This is a genomic window from Lentibacter sp., from assembly GCF_965657785.1.
Taxonomy (GTDB): Bacteria; Pseudomonadota; Alphaproteobacteria; order Rhodobacterales; family Rhodobacteraceae; genus Lentibacter.
In genome coordinates this window covers 156590-172962 of record NZ_CBFHPP010000002.1, presented here as the reverse complement: position 1 = coordinate 172962, position 16373 = coordinate 156590, and the positions used below count along the sequence as shown (strand labels likewise).

The window sequence follows — 16373 nt, the reverse complement described above, 5'->3', positions numbered from 1 at the left end:
AGGGAGAACCAGGCCATGAGACGCTTTACCTGGTTCAACGCGACATCGCTTAGCTTCGGTCTCGCCTTTCTTTATCTGCCAATGTTGATCCTCGTGATCTACAGCTTCAACGAGTCAAAGCTCGTGACCGTCTGGGCTGGTTTCTCGACCAAATGGTATGGCGAGCTTTTTCAAAACGAAGCCTTTCTTGATGCGGCGTGGGTCACTGTGAAAGTCGCTGTGATGAGTTCTACAATCGCCTCAGTTCTTGGAACAATGGCGGCTTATGTCCTTGTGCGCGGCGGTCGCTTCAACGGGCGCACGCTGTTCTCTGGGATGATTTATGCGCCTTTGGTCATGCCCGAAGTCATCACGGGTCTTTCGTTGCTCTTGCTCTTCATCGGTATCGGCCTTGACCGTGGCGTTCTGACAATCGTGCTGGCGCATACGACGTTCTCAATGTGCTACGTCTCTGTGGTCGTCTCCTCGCGCCTTGTGAGTTTTGACCGCTCCCTCGAAGAGGCGGCGCTTGATCTGGGTTGCTCGCCTTTTGAGGCCTTCCGCCTTGTCACCCTGCCGATTATTGCGCCAGCGGTGATCTCGGGCTGGCTTCTTGCCTTTACATTGTCTCTCGACGATCTCGTCATCGCCTCCTTCACAGCAGGCCCCTCGGCCACGACACTTCCGATCAAGATTTTCTCTGCGGTGCGCCTTGGGGTCTCGCCCGAGATCAACGCGCTCTCAACCATCATGATCAGCATCGTCACCGTCGGCGTGATAACCGCCTCGCTCATGTCCAAACGCGCCACCCTGCGCCAGCAGCGTGAGGAACGAGCCGCCGAAAAAGCCACAGACTGATGCGGCGTATCTTCGCAAAGCACGCTTATTCAGACGACAGGATCTTAGGCAACTACTGGGCCGATACTGTCGGTGACGTTGCCCTCAAGCGCCCGCAGCTGTCAGGCGCGCAAAAGACCGATGTAGCCATCATCGGCGCCGGATTCACGGGCCTCTCAGCCGCGCTTGCGCTGGCCGAGGCAGGTGTCTCTGTCGCAGTGCTTGACGCAGGCTTTCCCGGCTGGGGCGCTTCCGGGCGTAACGGCGGCTTCTGCTGCCTTGGTGGCGCCAAAGCAAGCGACACCATGCTTGACCGTCAGCATGGCAAGCCTGCCCGCCTCGCCTATCGCCGCGCCGAAGCAGCCGCAGTTCATCACGTCGCCAATCTCATCAAAACCCAAACGATTGAGGCAGACATCCACAGCAACGGCGAAACCCAACTCGCCCATAAAGCGAGCATCCACTTTGACGATGACGCGCGCGCAATCGAAGAAAACTACGGCGTCACGCCCACGCTTCACAGCAAAGAAGAGCTTCCCGCGCTGGGGATGTCCGGCCAGTTTCACAGCGCCATCACAACTCCAATTGGCTTTGGCCTCAATCCACGCAAATATCTTGCAGGGCTCCTCATGGCTGCCGAGGCCGCGGGCGTGCAAGTCTTCGGGCAAAGCCCCGTTCACAAAATTGATCGTACAAAGAGCTACGGCCTCAAAACCCCCCAAGGCGCGCTCACCGCAGATCAACTGATCATCGCAACCAATGGCTATTCCTCCGAAGATGTCCCGCCATGGATGGCCGAGCGCTATATGCCGGCGCAATCATCGGTGCTCGTCACCCGCGAGCTGACCGATACAGAGATCGCCAGCGGCTGGTCCTCTGATCAAGCGGCCTATGACAGCCGCACATTGCTGCACTACTTCCGTCTGATGCCAAACCGCCGCTTCCTCTTCGGAATGCGCGGTGGCCTCATGTCCTCCAAGAGCGCCGAGACCCGCAACAAACGCAAAATACGCGCCGATTTCGAAGCGATGTTTCCCGCTTGGGCCGCAATCGAAACGCCTTATTACTGGTCCGGCATGGTCTGCCTTGCCGCAGGCCTCACGCCCTTCGCGGGCCCCATTCCAAAGATGCCGGGCGCTTACGCAGGCTTTGCCTATCACGGCAACGGTGTCGCCATGGGCAGCTACACAGGCGCGCTTCTCGCCGATCAAGTCTTAGGCGCACGGAAACTGCAAACCCCAAAACTCATGCTGCAGCCGCCCAAACGCTTCCCGCTCGGGCTCGCCCGTCGCGCGCTAATGTATGGTGTTTACGCAGCTGCCACCCTCAAAGACCTCTAATCTTTTTCTTTCTAAAAAAAATCCCGGTAGAGCGCGAGAGGGCAGAGCCCTCTCGCCCACTGCGACGCGCCAAAGGCGCGGCGCAACCCCTCAGACAGAGCCAAACCCGATATCAAGCGCGCTCAACACAGTATCAATCTCCGCTTCAGAAATCGTTAGAGGCGGCGACATCAAAATATTATGCGCCCCCAAACGCACCATCGCGCCAGCATCATAAGCCGCCTTATGGATACGTTTCATTGTCGCCATGTCCATTGGCGTCTTGCTGGCCTTATCAGAGACAATCTCGATCCCCGTCATCAGCCCATGACCCCCACGAACATCCCCGATGATATCGTGTTTCTCCGCCAGCTTCAGCGCGCCTTGATAAAGCTGCGCGCCGCGCGCCGCCGCGTTGGTCTTCGTATCAAGCCGCAAAGTTTCGCTCAGCGTGGCCGTCACAGCCGCCGCGCCCACGGGGTGCGCCGAATAGGTATAACCATGAAAAATTCCGGCCTCGCCCTTGGTGTCTTTTTCAAAGACATCTGCCACAGCCTCGCTCATCAGCGCCGCCCCAACAGGGAAATACCCAGAGGTAATCCCCTTCGCCGTGCTCATCATGTCAGGCTTGACGCCCCAGTGCCGCGCCCCGCTCCAATGCCCTGTGCGCCCGAAGCCCGTGATCACCTCGTCAGAGATCATCAAGATACCATGCCGCGTGCATATCTCGCGCAGAAGCGGCATCAGGCTCTCATGCGGAACAATAACACCGCCCGCGCCCTGAATCGGCTCCATGATAAAGGCCGCAATCGTATTGGCACCTTGGAAGTTGATCTCGTCTTCCATCGCCTGCGCAATGAGTTGCGCCAGCTGGGCCGGGTCGGTCTCGTTAAACGGGTTGCGGTAGGTGTAAGGGCTCGGCAGATGGAAACAGCCGGGCAAAAGCGGCTCATAGGCGATGCGAAAGCGGTTGTTCCCGTTCACACTTGCGCCGCCAAAATGCGTGCCGTGGTAGCCCTTCTTGAGGCTCAGGAATTTGGTCCGCGTCGGCTCGCCTTTGATACGGTGATACTGCCGCGCCAGCCGCAAGCACGTCTCAACAGAGTCAGAGCCACCCGACGTAAAAAAGACCCGCCCCATGCCGTCGTCCTTAAAGAACTCGCGCACGGCGTATGAGGCTTCAATCGCGGTGGGGTTGCTCGTTCCCGCAAAGGCCGAATAGTAAGGAAGCTCATAGAGCTGCTTGGCAATCGCGTCTTTCACCACGTCGTTGGAATAACCGAGATTGACACACCAAAGCCCGCCCACAGCGTCCACAACTTCCGCGCCGTCCAGATCAGTGATCTTCACACCCTCGGCACTTTTGATAATCGTCGGCGGATGCTCAAGGCTATCGCCCGGTGCGCCCATAGGGTGCCACATATGGCGTGCATTGTTCTCTTTCAGGAAGTTATCGTCTTTCATCGCGCTCTCCATCGGGCAAATCAAAAATTTGATCAAATCTAGCACGCCGCCCGATTCTGTCCAGCGTGATTACGCATGATCGTGCTCAAGAAAGATGCATAAACCCCGTCGGCCCTAGGCAACACTACGACCAGAAAGGGTTTCACGGCTGCCGCCCCTTTGCTATGGCTCCGCCCACCGCCTTGACCTAATAGTGCAATCGCTTAGGGTTGTGAGGTTCATAATGGAAAAAGGCCTCGACATGGCACAGAGCCGTCATCGTTTCGCACGGTCTTCACACGTCTGTGCAGATACCCTCAAGGACGCCAAGTGATGAAACCCCTCCTGTCAGGCCTGATCACGCGCCCTCTGGCCTCAAGCGAACTCTCCCCGAAAGCCGGTCAGGCCGAGCCGCTCCCTGTTGATCTCTGGTGTCACGCGACAGAGCCGTCCCATGTGTCTGCCTTTTTGCAACTGCGCCGTAGCCTTTCTGGCGAACGCCCAGACATCACCTGCCTCATCACAACAGATGGCAGCCTCACCAAGCCCGACGGCCTACACTCCTCGATCAGCTGGGCCAGCGTCTCCCGTAACGGAAGCGCTATCTCTGCCTTTTTCGCTCTCTACGCACCGCGCCTTTGCCTTTGGGCAGGCGGCTGGATCAATCCGCCCCTTGCGCAGGAAGCAGACAAGCGCCAAATCCCCCTATTCTTGCTCGACGCCCACGCCGAAGGCTTCCAAACCAATCTCTGGCGCGGACAGGGCCTATCCCAACGGCGCGCACTAAAGCTGTTTTCAAGCTTTCTGGCCCGTGACAGCGAGGCCGAAACAGTTCTGCGCAAAATGGGTGTGGATGCGCAAGACATCTTCATTGCCGGGCGGATGCAACAAGGGGTGCCGTCCCTACCCTGCAATGAGGCGGACCTTGCAGAGCTTTCCTCCGCGCTCAATTCACGCCCCACTTGGCTCGCCGCCTGCGCGCGTGCCCAAGAGCTCGATATTATTTTGTCTGCTCATCTCAAAGCCAGTCGCGCCGCGCATCGGCTCTTGCTGATCCTCGTGCCCGATGATGAAGCAGAGGGAGACGCCTTCAAAGCCGCTCTTGAACACCATCAGCTGCGATATGCCATCTGGCCCGAAACCGAAGGTCTCAGCGACGAAACCGCTCAGGTTCTTTTGGCCGAAGACCCCTATGAGCTGGGTCTTTGGTTGCGCTTGTCTCCCGTAAGCTTCATGGCTGCCTCCCTTGTGTCAGGCCACGGCGGTCACAATCCATTCGCCCCCGCCAACCTCGGCTCAGCGATTCTCTATGGCCCGAATGTTGGCAAATATCTCGAAAGCTATTCCCGCTTTGCTGCTGCGGGTGGCGCAAGGATCGTGCGCGATATAAACACACTCACAGCCGCAGTCATCCACCTGTCCGCACCCGACCGTGCGGCACAAATGGCGATGGCCGCATGGGAAATCGCCACCGAAGGCGCAGATGTCACGGACAGGATCACATCCCTTGTGCATGACGCTCTGGATCATTTGGAGAAAAGCTGATGCAAGCGCCCCGCTTCTGGTTCCGCCCGCAAAGCTGGCAGTCGCTGCTGCTGGCCCCCCTCGGCGCGCTCTACGCCTACGGCACAGCGCGCAGGCTCGGGCGCGGCCGCCGCGTCAAACTCGCACCCCCCGTCATATGCGTCGGCAATATCAACGCAGGCGGAACAGGCAAAACCCCAACAGTCATCTATCTTGTTCAAGAACTTCTGTCACTCGGCCACAGCCCCGTTGTTGTCTCTCGCGGCTATGGCGGCGCGCTCCAAGGCCCTGCGCTCGTCGACCCGCGCAAGCATTCTGCCGCAGATGTCGGCGACGAGCCATTGCTCTTGGCCGCGTTTTGCCCCGTTGTCGTTTCCAAATCGCGCCGCCAAGGCGCCGAGCACGCGGCACAACAGGGCGCAAGCGTCATCCTCTTTGATGATGGCCTGCAAGACCCCTCGGTCCACAAAGACCTCTCCCTCGTTGTGGTCGATGCAAAACACGGCTTTGGCAATGGCCGTTGTATTCCTGCAGGCCCGTTACGCGAGCCCGCTGCAAAAGGCCTCGCCCGCGCCGATGCCCTCATAACAATTGGCCCTGCAGCCGAGCAAATCGCCTTCCGCGCGCCTCAAACCGTGCCCCGCTTTGAAGCCTCCTTGGAGCCGCTTCCAATGGGCATGGACTGGGCAGGAACCCGCGTGCTCGCCTTCGCAGGGATCGGTCACCCCGAAAAATTCTTCACAACCCTGAAAAATCTTGGCGCAGAGATCATCCATGCCGAGGCTCTGGCCGATCATCAGCCCCTGACACAAGCCCTCATGTCCCGCCTGATAGCAGACGCCAGGCGTCACAACGCCCGCCTCGTTACCACAGAAAAAGACGCCGTCCGCCTGCCTCAAAGCTTGCGTCAGGAAGTGCTCACCCTTCCAGTCCGCTTACAGCTCACAAATGCACCCGAATTCAAGACACTACTTGAGAGGCTCACGTCCTAACTCTTTTTCTTTCTAAAAATATCCCGGGGAGCGCGAGGGGCAGGCCCCTCGCTTTAATCGGATTTTTGCAAAGCAAAAATTCGAAAGGGCTCACCCGTCCTCGCCCAGCTTCGGCGAGGGCCGCTTCAAGGCAAGATCCGCATCACTAAAGACAAAAGGCGAGCGCACACTCGGAACGCCATCCAGTTCGATCTGCATCCCCCGCGCCTTGACCTGCGGATCAGCAAACACCTCGGCCATATCATTGATCGGTCCGGCCGGAATGCCCTCGGCCTCACAGCCCGCCAGAAGCTCGGCTTTGCTCTGCTTGGCTGTCTCGGCCATCAAAAGCGCAATCATAGCCGGCCTGTTGGCCACACGGTCCGCATTGGTCAGATAATCCGGATGTTCCTTCATCCAACCAAGACCCAAAAGGTCACAGAGCCGACGATATTGCCCGTCATTTCCCGTCGCGATGATGATATGCCCGTCCGCACAATCAAAGACCTGATAGGGCGTCAGATTGGGGTGATAGTTTCCCGTCCGCCCCGGCGGCACGCCTGTGGTCAGGTAGTTCAGCCCTTGGTTCGCCGTCACGGAAACAGCCACATCCAAAAGCGCCATATCAAGATGCTGCCCGCGCCCCGTGCGTTCGCGCTGATAAAGCGCCGCCAGAACGCCCGCGACAGAGTAAACCCCGGTGAACACATCCGTGATCGCAACACCCGCGCGTTGCGGCTGCCCGTCAGGTTCACCGGTGATCGACATAAGCCCCGACATCCCCTGAATGATATAGTCATAGCCCGCGCGGTGCGCATATGGCCCCGTCTGGCCAAAGCCCGTGATCGAGCAATAAATCAGCCGCGGATTGATCTCGGCGAGGCTCGCATAATCCAGCCCGTATTTCGCCAGACCGCCGAGTTTGAAATTCTCGATCAGGATATCTGCGTCTTTCACGAGCGCGCGCACCTGCGCCTGCCCCTCGGGTGTGCGAAAATCGATCACAACACTCGATTTGCCACGATTGCAGGAGTGAAAATACGAGGCAGATGTCTCCGCGCCCCGCTCCACAAAGGGAGGCCCCCACTGGCGGGTGTCGTCACCCTGCGGGGCTTCGACTTTGATAACATCCGCGCCAAGGTCTGCCAGCGTCTGACCCGCCCAAGGGCCAGCCAGAATCCGCGCAAGTTCAATGACCTTCAGGCCGTCCAGAGGAGCACTCATAGCTCAGTTCCCGAGCTGTGCGTCGATCACATCCCGCAGTTTTGCATAGTTGTTGCCTGCCACGCGCTCGGCTCCGATGATAAACGACGGGGTTGAGTCGATCCCGTCCTTTTCAGCATTCGCCTGATACCAGCTGATCAGGCTCTGAGCCTTATCCTGATCTTCAAGACAGGCATCAATCGTCTCTGATGACAGCCCCGCCACGCGGGCGATCTTGCGCAAACCATCCGCCATTTGCACGGGGTCTCCGCCGCCCATCCAGTCGCGTTGACCCTTATAAATCAAATCCGATATCCCGAAGAACTTCTCTTCCCCGCCGCAGCGCGCCACCATAGACGCCCAAAGGGCAGCGCGGTCAAAATAGACCTCACGATAGATGAAATGAACCTTGCCAGTGTCGATGTAGTTGGCCTTCAGCTCCTTGAAGCCCTCACGGTGAAACGCGCCACAATGCGAGCAGGTGAAGGACGCATATTCAATCACACTCACAGGCGCATCAGGATTGCCCAACGTCATTTCAATAATCTCGGACGCAGCCACATCACTCGCCTGCACAACTGTTTCAGCGTCAGCTTCAGTTTGCGGCGCAACCTCGACCTGCTTGGCCCCGCCACCGTTCACAAAAAAGAAAGCGCCTCCAGCACCAAGGATTGCAACCAATGCAATGATAAGAATGTTGCGGTTCATAAAAATCTCTCTTCTAGCGTTTGTGTTTGGATAAAACGTTTTGGCCCAGCGCTTCAAGGGCCAGTCGCAAACTCTCGTTGCCGACCTGCGCCGCACGCGCCCTGACCTCCTGAACAACTTCTGGGTCAGCCACCTTGGCGGTCACGTTGCGCTTACGGTGTTCAAAGTCGACGCGCCCCTCGGCAAAGCCTGTGGCATGGGTCTGGGTGATACGAATACTGGAAATCGCGTTGTAACCATAAACCGCGTTGACCTTCTCGCGCAGCTTGGCTTTTTGCATCTCCAGAACAGGCGCATTCGCCCCCGTGGTGAGCAAACAGAGGGTCGCGCCAAAGCCGCCTTTGCCATAGCTCATTTCAACAGGTCGGCTCATGCTGGCAATCTCGGGTCCGGCAATCTCTTCCCAATGGGTCAAAAGCCGCGACACAGCAAAACCACGCTGTTGAGACACAGCGTTAATCCGCTCTCCCATCAGATTCGCGGCCCGCTTAAAGCCGCGGTTGCGTTTGGTTTGGCTTGCATCTTTACTCATCAACGCCATGTTACCCCCGCAAAGGCTCCTTGGACAGAGCGATTGGTAAACAGGATATAAACAATGCGTGACACGGCAAAAGCCTCCGATCTGCTCGACTGGTATGATGCACACGCGCGCAGCCTGCCGTGGCGCACCAGCCCGTCTGATAGAGCCGCCGGAGTCACTCCAGACCCTTATGCCGTCTGGCTCTCCGAAATCATGCTTCAGCAAACGACTGTCGCGGCCGTTAAAGCATACTTCACCCGCTTTCTTTTGCTCTGGCCCACGGTCGAGGCCCTCGCCGCCGCGCGCGACGAAGACGTCATGGCAGAATGGGCAGGCCTGGGCTATTACGCCCGCGCTCGCAATCTCTTGAAATGCGCCCGCGCCGTCACAGAGCTTGGCGGCTTCCCCAAAACACGCGCCGCGCTTGAGGCCCTGCCCGGGATCGGGCCCTATACGTCTGCGGCCATTTCCTCGATCGCCTATGATCACGCAGAGACAGTGCTCGACGGCAATGTCGAGCGGGTGATGTCGCGGCTTTATGCCGTGTTAGAGCCGCTTCCTGACAGCAAAGAGACCCTGCGCGCCCATGCCGCTGGCCTGACGCCCGAGCTGCGCGCAGGCGACTATGCCCAAGCCGTCATGGACCTTGGCGCAACGCTCTGCACGCCCAAATCCCCCGCCTGTGGCATCTGCCCGTGGCGTGCGCCCTGCGTGGCCCGCGCCGAAGGGATCGCCGAGACCTTGCCCCGCAAGCGCCCCAAAGCCGCCAAGCCGACGCGTCTCGGCATAGCCTATATCGCGCGTCGCGCGGATGGGGCATGGCTGATGGAGCGCCGCCCCGACAAAGGCCTCCTTGGTGGAATGCTCGGCTGGCCCGGAGCCGCTTGGGGCGAGGAGCGTATCGCCGCGCCCCCGCTTGACGCAGATTGGCAAAAGCTCAACGCCGAAGCGCTTCACACCTTCACACATTTTCACCTGCGCCTTGATATTTACATCGCTCATCTGCCTTATGATGCCGAAATCGAGGGGCTGGAATTTATCCCCAAACACAGCTTTTCCCCCAAGGCTTTGCCCACGGTCATGCGAAAGGCATTTGACCTTGCGCAAAGCGCGTTCGACAATAGATCGTAAGAGTTCCGCCAATTGTCCTGAGTAAAGGGTCTTCAAATGCTCAACGCCCAACACGTCGCCAGCCTCAGCCGCGCTCTGCCGTTCTGGCTTTCTCTTACGCTCATTCCTCTTGCTTGGATCGGCGCATTTTATGGCGGCTGGACGGTCGCGCTGCTGCCACTGGCGACTTGGTATCTTTTCTCTGGCCTTGATGCCGTCCTCGGCCTCAATACCGAAAATGCAGACCCTAACATTGGCGAAGAACACCTCACAGCCTATTCCCTCATCACCAAACTCTGGATGCCGCTACAGTTCCTGACGCTCTTTGGCCTGCTCTACTATGTCCCCCGCGCCGAGCATCTCGGAACACTCGAAACAATAGTGCTCTTCTTCGGCGTCGGCGTCATCACAGGCACAGTCGGGATCAACTACTCCCACGAGCTGATGCACCAGAAAAACAGGTTCGAGCGCTGGCTTGGCGATATCCTGCTCTCCATGGTGCTCTACTCCCATTTTCGAACAGAGCACCTGCTCGTGCATCATCGCTACGTCGGAACCCCGCGCGACGCCGTCACCGCCCGCTACAATGAGGGGTTTTACCGCTACTTCCCCCGTGTTCTGCGCGAGGGGCCAAGCTCGGCCTTCAAAGCCGAAAAAGAGATGCTCGCCCGCAAAGACCTGCCGTGGAGCGACAGCTCCAATCCGTTCTTCCGCTATTGGGCGTTGCAAGGCCTTATGCTTGCTCTGGCTCTTGTCGTCGGCGGTTGGGTCGGCCTCGCACTCTTTCTCTGGCAAGCCTTCGCCGCCGTCTGGCAGCTCGAGCTGGTCAACTATGTTGAACACTACGGCCTGACCCGCAAACACCTTGGCAATGGCAAATATGAGCACGTGATGCCCCATCACAGCTGGAACGCGGCGCACAAAGCGTCAAACTGGCTTCTAATCAATCTCCAGCGCCACTCCGATCATCACTACAAGCCAGACCGCCGCTTCCCTCTCTTGCAAAACTACGACGCCTCCCAAGCGCCCCAGCTGCCCTATGGCTATCCTCTGATGACGATGGCCGCGATGGTTCCTCCGCTTTGGCGCAAGAAAATGAACCCACGCGTCAAGCGCTGGCGCGAGATGTATTACCCCGAAATCACCGAGTGGAAGCCCTATAACAAAGCGAAAAACCCGATGCCGCGCTAGGGTTACTTCTTCCCGCGTTTTTTACCTTGCTTGGCCACGCGACCAAAGGTTCGGTCCATGGCTTTGCGCGGGCTGAGACTTTCCGAGTTAAACGCATCTTCCGCGACAAGCTTTTTCCAGCGCAAGAGGCGCGCCTTGCCAATCTCTCCCGCTGCCAGCGCAGCCTTAATGGCACATCCCGGCTCGCTCTCGTGCATACAGTCCCGAAAGCGACATTGCGTGCCCAGTTCTTGCAAATCAGCAAACAATTCGCCCAGCCCCGACGCCGCATCCGTAAGCTGAACTTCTCTCATACCCGGCGTATCCAGCACGGTGCAGCCGCTCACCAGCAAGTGAAGCTGACGGCTCGTTGTGGTGTGCCGCCCTCGCGCATCCGCCTCTCTGATCCCTTGGGTCTTGACTTCCTGACCGCCTGACAACGTGTTGGTCAGCGTCGACTTCCCCACACCCGAAGAGCCGATAAATGCAACCGTCTTACCAGGCTTGCACCAGTGGGCCAGCCTCTCGCGCGGCTCCTCACCGCGCCCGTCAATCGCAAGCACAGGCACATCCGCCGAGATCGAGCGCGCTTGGCTGAGATAGCTCTCCACATCCTCCGCCAGATCAGCCTTGGTCAGCAAAATTACGGGCGACGCCCTATCTTCAAGCGCAAGCGCAACATATCGCTCCAGCCGCGCAATATTGAAATCATCATTGCAAGAGGTGACAATGAAGGTGGTATCAAGGTTCGCCCCGATCAGCTGAACCTGCCGCTCACCCCCCGGCGCGCGCCGCTTGATCAGGTTCTTGCGCTCAAGAACCACGCTTTCGGCAGGCTCTTCAGCATTGAGCAAGAGCCAGTCCCCCACCGTCGCATCAGGACGCGGCGGAAGGATCATGTCGATCCCCTCTCCCAAAACATGATGACCGCTGCGGTGCACTTCGGTGACCCTGACAGGCGGTGTCGCAGCGATCACAGACGCCTCGGCTTGGTCTTCAAAAAACGGGCCCCACCCCAGCTGTTGCAAAAGCGAAAGGGGCGCCGTCTTTGGCCGCAAAGCCTCTTGGGTGTCGTCAGTCATCAAGGGTGTGCTTTCTATTCGTGTTGCCGCCCAGTCTATATCAAAACACCGACAAAAAAAGGCCCCGCCTCTGGAGTAGGACGGGGCTTAAGGTAAAGTGCCGTGGAGTCAGGCCACAGGCACCGGCGGTGTTCGGTAAAAGACAGAGCTCACCCGCTGACTCAAAGCTGAGCCATGGTTGCAGGTGAAGTCTCGTTTTAATTCAGTTGCGCATCTCGGCGCGGATCTGCTGGCGGAACAGTTCGATCGGAACTTGCTTGCCATCCCGCTTGATGCTCCAGTAGGTCCAGCCGTTGCAGCTTGGTGCGCCTTCAAGATGCGCGCCCACTTGGTGGATCGATCCCTTGATATCGTCGCCAATCAGCGTGCCGTCTGCGCGCACTTTTGCCTTGTGACGGCCATTGAGCGAATAAAGTTCTTCGCCCGGGCGCAGCATTCCGCGCTCCACAAGCTGCCCAAACGGCACACGCGGCTCGCTGCGCTTGCTCACACTCACTTCGAGCGCTTCCTTGTCAAACTTGCGCACATTGGCGATCCGCTTTTCAGCAACCTTGCGGTAAGCTTCCTCGCGTTCGATCCCGATAAACTCACGACCCAGCATCTTGGCAACCGCGCCTGTTGTGCCCGTGCCAAAGAACGGGTCCAAAACCACATCGCCGACATTGGTCGAACCAACCATCACACGGTGCAAAAGCGCCTCTGGTTTCTGTGTCGGGTGGGCCTTGTCGCCGTTGTCGTCTTTCAGGCGCTCGCCGCCGTTGCAGATCGGAATAACCCAATCAGAGCGCATCTGGATGCCTTCGTTCAAAGCCTTCAGAGCTTCGTAATTGAAGGTGTATTTGCTTGTTTCGGTTTTACCCGCCCAAATCATTGTCTCATGCGCATTGGTAAAGCGCTTGCCGCGAAAGTTCGGCATCGGGTTTGACTTGCGCCATACCACATCATTGAGAATCCAAAACCCTTGGTTCTGAAGTTCGGCGCCCATGCGGAACACGTTGTGATAGGAGCCAATCACCCAGATCGCACCATTCGGCTTCAGCAGACGACGCGCCGCCGCAAGCCATTCGCGCGTAAATTTGTCATAAACCTTGAAGCTGTCAAATTGGTCCCAGTGGTCATCCACCGCATCCACTTTTGAGTTGTCAGGGCGGTGCAAGTCGCCCTTGAGCTGCAAGTTATAGGGCGGGTCCGCAAAGATAAGATCAATGCTTTCTGCTGGAAGCGCGTTCATGCGCTCGATGCAATCCCCGTCCAGAATGGTGTTCAAAGGAAGCGACACCGCGCTCTTTGCGTTCGTTTTCGTTTTCATTTTTCTGCCTCATACACGGTGCGTTTTGCACTCATTGGTTGAGGCCTAAGATGAGTCATTGACGATTCGCGGTCAATTTCTTTTTTGAATCAGTCACTTACATTTTTTTGTTGATACAAGATATTGTGCACTGGTTTGAACGAACGTCTATGGTGTGGGGTCACACCAAGATTTTCCAAAGCCAACCTGTGACTTTTTGATGGATATCCGGCGTTCGTCTCCCAGCCATAGCCCGGAAACTGTTGCGCCAGTGCCGACATGACAAAATCCCGCCTGATTTTCGCCACAATAGAGGCCGCAGAAATGCTCACTGATTTGCTATCCCCCTTCACAATCGCCTCCGCCGAGACGGTCAGGCCCTTGGGAATGAGGTTTCCATCAATCAAACAATGATCTGGCGGCGTCAAAAGCCCCGCCACAGCCCGCTCCATCGCCAAATGAGACGCGCGCAGAATGTTCAACGCGTCGATTTCTTCCACGCTCGCACTCGCCACGCTCACTTCAGCACAAGCCAAAATCGCCTCCGCCAGAGCGTCCCGCCGCTTTGCGCTCAGCTTCTTGCTGTCGTTGAGGCCTTCGGGAATGCGCGACATATCCAAAACAACGGCACAGGCCGTCACTGGCCCCGCCAGCGGCCCGCGGCCAACCTCGTCAACTCCCGCAATGCGGGCAAATCCACGACTCATCGCCGCGCGCTCATAAGAAAAATCCGGGCCTGTCATTCTGCCAGAGATGACAGAGACAACAGGCCCAGATCAAGCAGGTATTATCCGTTCAGGCGATATCCGTTCCGCTTCAGACAGCCCGCCTGATAGCCCGTGCGCACACCGCGTGGCCCCTTCACCCTGATCTCGCAGGCGCGCGGAAGACTCCGCGACCACTGATAATTGTTCTGCAAGCACCGCTCGCCCATATAGCGGAACGTCTTGTGACGGCCCTGCACCACAGTCAAACAGCGCCGCGGCAGCGTCATCTTGCGCACACGCGGCGGCAAAGGCTGATGCTCAAACTGACCAGACCGATGCACCGCTTTGCCTTTGGGCTGGCGCGGTTCTGGGCGATGGGTCTGGTGCAGATGGCGGTCGTCCTTGCGATCACTCAGCGCTTTCCCAATCAGCGCAAGCGCCACAATCCCCGCAAGGGCGCGCGCTGTATCCCTGTCATCTGCGCGTGCTGGAACGGCCGAAAAAGATGCCGCCAAGAGGGCGCTTAACGTAATCGCAGCTATAAATTTACGTGACATAAGAGAGTTTCCTTTCGGTTTTAAATCGGCCCGCACCTCATCATGCAAACCAGCGATAAACCCAAAATCAGCACCCTCCCTAAGACAGGCAATAACAGCCCGCTGCTATCAGATAGCACCTGCGCCAAGGGCGGATGGATATTGAATATCAAACCCAAAACGCGCAGTCTGATCCTATGAAAAACATCATGCTCATATCCGCCGCTCTGGCGCTTCTGTCCTCGCCGCTTCACGCGAGCGATTGCTATGCCGACTACAAAGCCAAGCAAGACAACCCGCTCAAGCTTCACTACGGCGTCGCCCAAATCACAGGAGAGTGTAGCCCCGCCTCGGCCCAGGCCGAACTCGCCCCCCGCCTTGCCAAAGCCGGCTGGGTGCTGCTCAATGTTGTTTCGGTGTTTGACGCCAGCGGCCTTAATGAGAGGAAAGAGAGTGCAGGACCCTTCTATCTCCGCTTCTGAGCGTATGAGTAATCCAAACCGCACCGTCTTTATCGGGATCGCGGCAATCGTCGCAATCTTGCTCATCGCCGCCGTCGTGCTCTTCTTTACCCTGCCCGATGCTGGCGCCTTCAACGCCCGCGTGGAACAGCTCTTTGTCGAAAATGACAACTTGAGCACACAAGCCGAAATCAAACTGCTCGAAATTCTGGCCCAATCCGGTACAGCCTTCTCCGATACGCTCTCAAGCTACCGCATGGTGATTTTTGTGCTGCTCGTCTTCGCCACCGCGATGCTGATCGCTGCCTTCGTCTTTCTCGTCATGCTCGCCGCCTTCAGCCGCCGCATGGCCACCATCGAGCGCTCGGGCATTCAGGTCAACTCGCTCTTGATCAGCCGCGAAGAAAACACCGTCTATCTCAACAACATGGGCTTCAAGCTCACAGGCGCCGCCATGGAAACCCTCAGTGTCCTCGCCGAAGCCCGCATGGACGATGATGTCCTCAACGGCGCCGAAATAGAGGCCGTTATCTCGGGCCGCCTCGCCTCAGACTGCGACGAAGCCGCAGGCGCCACCCGTATCAAACGCTTGCGCGACACTTTGGGCAATCAGCTCGTCTCGGAGTTGCTGATCAAAAATATCGCCCGCCGCGGCTATATCCTCAGCATAGACAAAAGCGTCATTCAGGTGCTCTAAGCCCCCCCCGCACTAAAATGGCCCTCGCCTTTTTCTTTCTTAAAATATCCCAGGGGGTGCGGGGGACAGCGTCCCCCGCCTGTTCTGTGGTGCGGGGGACTGGTCCCCCGCCTTGGTCGGGTTTTCGCAAAGCGAAAATCCGAAATCAGATCGCCGCGCGCAGGTTGCCCATAAGCGTGGTCAGGTTCTTCACATAGAGCTCGCCTTGCAAGCGCCCTTCAGCGTCAAACTCGGTGTAGTTCGCCGCCACAGTCACTTCTGGCCCCGCAACAATTTTGGGCTGAAACGGCGTCATACAGCTATGCAGCATAACAAGCCCACGATCGCCCCCCGCGCGTCCCGCAGCAGAAGACATCAGAGCCACAGGTTTACTACTCCAAACGCCACCTTCCACTCGGCTCACCCAGTCCAGAGCATTCTTCAAAACACCCGAAATCCCGCGGTTATATTCTGGCGTCGAAATCACAACAGCATCCGCCTCGGCAATCTGCGCCGCCAATGTCTGGACAGCAGCAGGCACGCCGTCAGCTGCCTCAAGGTCGCCGTCATAGAGCGGCAGGTTGAGGTCCGCCAGCGTCAGCTCGGCATCGCCCATCAGCCGCGCCGCTTCTTGCAAGAGCAAGGTGTTGGTTGAGCCTTTGCGCAGCGCGCCCGAAAGTCCGAGAAGTTTTACCTGAGCCATATTGGCCTCCCTCTGTGAAATTTCCTCGCTCCTACCCTCACAGCGCTCTCGGGGCAATTCTCACAGGCGCACAGCCCCTGTGCAAAAAAATGCCGAGCAAAACAGAAAAGGCCCCGCCACATCTGGCAGGGCCGTC

General features: G+C 58.0%; 17 protein-coding genes. 8 read left to right on the top strand and 9 right to left on the bottom strand.

Annotated elements, in window-relative coordinates; all coding sequences use genetic code 11:
* Positions 1-15: 15 nt before the first annotated feature.
* Together ACTF58_RS02050 and ACTF58_RS02045 are read left to right on the top strand one after the other, a co-directional pair.
* Positions 16-837, top strand: coding sequence for an ABC transporter permease (locus ACTF58_RS02050; protein WP_438990294.1), 822 nt, complete (start codon positions 16-18; stop codon positions 835-837).
* On the top strand, positions 837-2156 hold the full coding sequence (locus ACTF58_RS02045) for an NAD(P)/FAD-dependent oxidoreductase (RefSeq protein ID WP_438990293.1): 1320 nt from the start codon (positions 837-839) through the stop codon (positions 2154-2156). The genes ACTF58_RS02050 and ACTF58_RS02045 overlap by 1 nt, the downstream gene beginning before the upstream one ends.
* A 90-nt stretch (positions 2157-2246) precedes the next feature.
* Here ACTF58_RS02045 and ACTF58_RS02040 read toward each other — a convergent pair whose 3' ends face one another.
* The gene (locus ACTF58_RS02040) at positions 2247-3599 is read right to left on the bottom strand and encodes an aminotransferase class III-fold pyridoxal phosphate-dependent enzyme (RefSeq protein WP_438990292.1); all 1353 of its coding nucleotides are present in this window, start codon (positions 3597-3599) and stop codon (positions 2247-2249) included.
* Between the two features lie 312 nt (positions 3600-3911).
* Between ACTF58_RS02040 and ACTF58_RS02035 the strand changes: the two genes are divergently transcribed.
* On the top strand, positions 3912-5123 hold the full coding sequence (locus ACTF58_RS02035; RefSeq protein WP_438990291.1) for a 3-deoxy-D-manno-octulosonic acid transferase: 1212 nt from the start codon (positions 3912-3914) through the stop codon (positions 5121-5123).
* Positions 5123-6094 (top strand): tetraacyldisaccharide 4'-kinase, encoded by a 972-nt coding sequence (lpxK, locus tag ACTF58_RS02030; RefSeq protein ID WP_438990290.1) that lies wholly within the window; start codon positions 5123-5125, stop codon positions 6092-6094. Before ACTF58_RS02035 ends, lpxK begins: the two co-directional genes overlap by 1 nt.
* Positions 6095-6184: 90 nt before the next feature.
* On the opposite strand, the gene ACTF58_RS02025 is transcribed toward lpxK, so the two are convergent.
* The 3 genes from ACTF58_RS02025 to ACTF58_RS02015 are packed head-to-tail and all read right to left on the bottom strand — an operon-like array spanning position 6185 to position 8516.
* The gene (locus tag ACTF58_RS02025; protein ID WP_438990289.1) at positions 6185-7297 is read right to left on the bottom strand and encodes a CaiB/BaiF CoA transferase family protein; all 1113 of its coding nucleotides are present in this window, start codon (positions 7295-7297) and stop codon (positions 6185-6187) included.
* A 3-nt stretch (positions 7298-7300) separates the two neighbouring features.
* Positions 7301-7984 carry a thioredoxin domain-containing protein gene (locus ACTF58_RS02020; protein WP_438990288.1) on the bottom strand — a complete coding sequence of 228 codons (684 nt, stop codon included), beginning with the start codon at positions 7982-7984 and terminating at the stop codon, positions 7301-7303.
* Positions 7985-7997: 13 nt separating this feature from the next.
* Entirely contained in the window at positions 7998-8516 is a 519-nt protein-coding gene (locus ACTF58_RS02015; RefSeq protein ID WP_438990287.1) for a DUF721 domain-containing protein, read from the bottom strand.
* Positions 8517-8579: 63 nt separating this feature from the next.
* Here ACTF58_RS02015 and mutY point away from each other — a divergent pair, with 63 nt between their 5' ends.
* Together mutY and ACTF58_RS02005 are read left to right on the top strand one after the other, a co-directional pair.
* Positions 8580-9635, top strand: a complete 1056-nt coding sequence (gene mutY, locus ACTF58_RS02010; protein WP_438990286.1) for an A/G-specific adenine glycosylase — start codon at positions 8580-8582, stop codon at positions 9633-9635.
* 36 nt (positions 9636-9671) lie between these two features.
* A complete protein-coding gene (locus ACTF58_RS02005; RefSeq protein WP_438990285.1) occupies positions 9672-10805 on the top strand; it encodes an alkane 1-monooxygenase in 1134 nt (377 codons plus the stop codon).
* A 2-nt stretch (positions 10806-10807) separates the two neighbouring features.
* On the opposite strand, the gene rsgA is transcribed toward ACTF58_RS02005, so the two are convergent.
* From rsgA to ACTF58_RS01985, 4 genes are all read right to left on the bottom strand, one after another.
* Positions 10808-11866 carry a ribosome small subunit-dependent GTPase A gene (gene rsgA / locus ACTF58_RS02000; RefSeq protein ID WP_438990284.1) on the bottom strand — a complete coding sequence of 353 codons (1059 nt, stop codon included), beginning with the start codon at positions 11864-11866 and terminating at the stop codon, positions 10808-10810.
* Between the two features lie 202 nt (positions 11867-12068).
* Positions 12069-13175, bottom strand: a complete 1107-nt coding sequence (locus tag ACTF58_RS01995; RefSeq protein WP_089893301.1) for a site-specific DNA-methyltransferase — start codon at positions 13173-13175, stop codon at positions 12069-12071.
* An 89-nt stretch (positions 13176-13264) separates the two neighbouring features.
* On the bottom strand, positions 13265-13897 hold the full coding sequence (locus tag ACTF58_RS01990) for a ribonuclease HII (protein ID WP_438990283.1): 633 nt from the start codon (positions 13895-13897) through the stop codon (positions 13265-13267).
* 44 nt (positions 13898-13941) lie between these two features.
* Positions 13942-14418, bottom strand: a complete 477-nt coding sequence (locus ACTF58_RS01985; RefSeq protein WP_438990282.1) for a hypothetical protein — start codon at positions 14416-14418, stop codon at positions 13942-13944.
* A gap of 176 nt (positions 14419-14594) precedes the next feature.
* Here ACTF58_RS01985 and ACTF58_RS01980 point away from each other — a divergent pair, with 176 nt between their 5' ends.
* Positions 14595-14879, top strand: coding sequence for a hypothetical protein (locus tag ACTF58_RS01980; protein ID WP_438990371.1), 285 nt, complete (start codon positions 14595-14597; stop codon positions 14877-14879).
* Positions 14851-15555, top strand: coding sequence for a winged helix-turn-helix domain-containing protein (locus ACTF58_RS01975; protein WP_438990281.1), 705 nt, complete (start codon positions 14851-14853; stop codon positions 15553-15555). Before ACTF58_RS01980 ends, ACTF58_RS01975 begins: the two co-directional genes overlap by 29 nt.
* Positions 15556-15700: 145 nt before the next feature.
* Here ACTF58_RS01975 and ACTF58_RS01970 read toward each other — a convergent pair whose 3' ends face one another.
* Positions 15701-16237 carry an NADPH-dependent FMN reductase gene (locus ACTF58_RS01970; RefSeq protein WP_438990280.1) on the bottom strand — a complete coding sequence of 179 codons (537 nt, stop codon included), beginning with the start codon at positions 16235-16237 and terminating at the stop codon, positions 15701-15703.
* Positions 16238-16373 lie beyond the last annotated feature (136 nt).